A 3,181-nucleotide genomic window follows, 5' to 3' on the forward strand; every position below is an offset into this window, starting at 1 on the left:
TATAATAATTTATATTTGTGCCTATGTAGCTCAGTTGGTAGAGCATCTGACTGTTAATCAGAATGTCCTAGGTTCGATCCCTAGCATAGGCGCCATTTAAAATTTTTAATTTTTTAATATTTTATTTTCAAAAGTAGTTTGTGATATTTTTCGCATTTATTTTAGAAAAAAAGGGGATTTTCATGACTTTAAAAGTGTTTGAAACTACTTTTGAAAATAATTTACTCATTGTAGAGATTAATAAATTAGCTAAACAAGCTAATAGTTCTGTTTTAATTCGTTATAAAGATACTGTTTTATTGAGTGTTTTAGTTATCGGAAATAATGAAGTTTGTTTAGATTATTTGCCTTTGATGATTTTTTATCAAGAAAAATTTTATGCAGCAGGAAAAATACCAGGAAATTTTTCAAAACGAGAAGGAAAACCTTCTGATGCAGGAATATTGAATGCTCGTTTGATAGATAGAACATTAAGACCTTTATTTAATAAAAATTTTAATAAAGAAATTCAAATTATAAATACTATTTTAAGCAATGATGATAGTTGTAATAATGAAATTTTTGGTATTTTAGGTAGTTCTTTAGCTGCTTTAATTTCTAATGTTCCTTTTTATAAAGCTGTTTCGGCGGTTTGTGTGGGTAGAGTGAATAATCAATTTATTATTAACCCCAATCCTCAACAAAAGAATATTTCTGATTTATGGTTAGTTTTAAGCGGAACTAAAGAAAAATTAAATATGATAGAAGTTAGTTCTAAAGAAATTTCAGAAAAAGATTTAATATCAGCTATGATATTTGGTCATAATTTTATTAAAAAATTATGTATTTTTCAGGAAGAAATTATAAATAATTTAAATATCATTAAAAATATTGATCTGACAAATAATTATGATATTAATTTATATAATAAATTTAAATTTAAATATTTTGAGATTGTAAAAAACACTTTACAAATAGAAATTAATAAAAAATTTATTAAAAAAAATTTTTCAGATATAATTAATAATCTTAAAAATTTTATTTTGGAAAAATATATAGAAGATAAAGATTTTGTAATTGATAATGATATATTCCAGACTTTTATAGTTAGTTGTGAAAATCATAAATTAGAAAAAATAAAAGAACAATTTATGCATCTTTTTAATGATTTATTAACTGATATAATGAGAGAAATGGTTTTTAAAGAAAAACGAAGAATTGATGGGCGAACTTTAAATAAAATTCGATCTATTGAAACCGAAGTAGGTATTTTGCCACGTACTCATGGATCAGCTATTTTTTCTCGTGGTGAAACTCAAAGTTTAGCAGTTGTGACTATTGGCGCTTTAAGTGAATGTAAATTGATAGATGATTTGAGCGAAGAAGATAAAGAATCTTTTATTGTTCATTATAATTCTCCGCCTTTTGCTGTGGGTTCTATAGGTAAATATATGATGCCTTCTAGAAGAGAAATTGGGCACGGTATGTTAACTAAAAAAGCTTTATCTCATGTACTTCCTATGGAAAAAGATTTTCCTTATACTATTAGAGTAGTATCAGAAATTTTAGAGTCTAATGGTTCATCTTCACAAGCAACTATTTGTGCAGCTTCTATGGCTTTGATGGATGCAGGAGTTCCTTTATTAAGGCCTGTAGCAGGTTTAGCAATGGGATTATTTTTTTCTAGCGAAAATGATTATGTTATTTTAAGCGATATTCAAGGGTTAGAAGATCAAAAAGGTGATATGGATTTTAAAATCGCCGGAACTGTTCAAGGCATTACAGCCGCGCAAATGGATATTAAAATAGAAGGTCTTAGTTTTGATATTTTGCAAGAAGTTTTAGAAAAAGCTCGCTTGGGTAGAATAGAAATTTTAAAAAAAATGAATATGACTATTCAAAAGCCTAGAGAGAATATGTCTGTTTATGTACCTAAAGTTAAGATGATTACTATTCCTGTAGATAAAATTCGAGATATTATTGGTGCTGGTGGTAAAATTATTAATCAAATTATTGATACTTATGATAATGTTAAAATTGATATTCAACAAAATGGCAATATATTTATTATGCATAATAGCGAAAATATTGTTAATCAAGTATCTAACTATATTTTAAATTTAGTAGATGAAATAAAAATAGGTAAAATCTATGAAGTTACTGTTATGAAAATTTTATATGATAAAAAAAATGGTCATTCTTTTGCTGCTATAGTTCAGATTTTTCCTGGAATTGAAGGTTTTATTCATATTAGTAAATTATCAAATATTAAAGTTGAGTGTGTAGAGGATGTTGTTTCGGTAGGACAAAAAGTTTTAGCTAAATGTGTTTTTATAAATGAAAAAGGTAAAATTGATTTATCTTTAGTTTGGGATAAATAATTATTTAATAAATACTTAATTTTTAAAAAATTTGTTAAAATAATTGTTGATAAGAATAATGGAAGGTGATCGAAGTTAGATGTTTTTAAAATTTAAAAATTTCTGATTTAGGAAAGTCCATGTTAGCACATAGGGCGCCAAAGAGGCCTAATTATCTTGTCAATTTACCAATGACCAGTGCGATAAACACCGAAAGGATAAGAACGGTTCCTGAAAGGAAACTCTCAGGAATTACAGCAGTTCTTAAAAGCGGATTGAGACGAAGTAGTTAGTCAAGACGATACCGCCACCGAGTGGTTCCAAGGAAAAGCCTGGAATGGCCTAAGAAGACAAAAGAAGAGGTAATTAACAAACCTGTTCGCAAACTACTATAAGCGGACAATCCAGATCCTATCAATTAGTATGTGGATTGATAGTTTATCAATTAAAATCTGGAATCTCACCATTAATTAAATGGTCACTTCTCCTAAAGAACCAAGGTAGATATTTAGAGCAACTTGGAGAATCCTAAAACTAAGTAATTAAGTTTACTAATTTAGAACAAATGTTCGGATAGTCAAGGATAAAGCATCTTTTTAGTAGTCGTAAGGGTAAAACCTAAATTTGGAATAATTTAGTTAATCGTCTTATCGAGAAGAGAGCTAATGACTCTTATAGGGCAAAAGAAGAGAGTAATTTACTATTTATTCAATGGCATCAAGGAAGGGTTTGATATTATGTCAACAACGGTTTCACCAGAAACTAAACTTTCGCGAACATTGAATAGAATTCAATATCGTTCATCAAATGGTTGCTTTTAAAAAAGAGAATTACAGCAGGGA

3 protein-coding genes and 1 tRNA gene are annotated in these 3,181 nt (G+C 27.8%); all 4 read left to right on the plus strand.

The genetic code is table 11. The features are described from left to right. Window positions 1-19 precede the first annotated feature (19 nt). The 4 genes from B2G44_RS02050 to B2G44_RS02365 all read left to right on the plus strand — a co-directional run bounded on the left by B2G44_RS02050 (window position 20) and on the right by B2G44_RS02365 (window position 3,160). A tRNA-Asn gene (locus B2G44_RS02050) sits at window positions 20-95 on the plus strand. Between the two features lie 87 nt (window positions 96-182). Then, a complete protein-coding gene (locus B2G44_RS02055) occupies window positions 183-2,360 on the plus strand; it encodes a polyribonucleotide nucleotidyltransferase (protein WP_078123168.1) in 2,178 nt (725 codons plus the stop codon). Window positions 2,361-2,479: 119 nt separating this feature from the next. Further along, window positions 2,480-2,632 (plus strand): hypothetical protein, encoded by a 153-nt coding sequence (locus B2G44_RS02360; RefSeq protein WP_180372480.1) that lies wholly within the window; start codon window positions 2,480-2,482, stop codon window positions 2,630-2,632. A gap of 372 nt (window positions 2,633-3,004) precedes the next feature. Next, window positions 3,005-3,160 (plus strand): hypothetical protein, encoded by a 156-nt coding sequence (locus B2G44_RS02365; protein ID WP_180372479.1) that lies wholly within the window; start codon window positions 3,005-3,007, stop codon window positions 3,158-3,160. Window positions 3,161-3,181: the final 21 nt, after the last annotated feature.

The sequence above is a fragment of the Candidatus Phytoplasma citri genome (assembly GCF_002009625.1).
In the GTDB taxonomy this organism is placed as follows: domain Bacteria; phylum Bacillota_I; class Bacilli_A; order Acholeplasmatales; family Acholeplasmataceae; genus Phytoplasma; species Phytoplasma citri.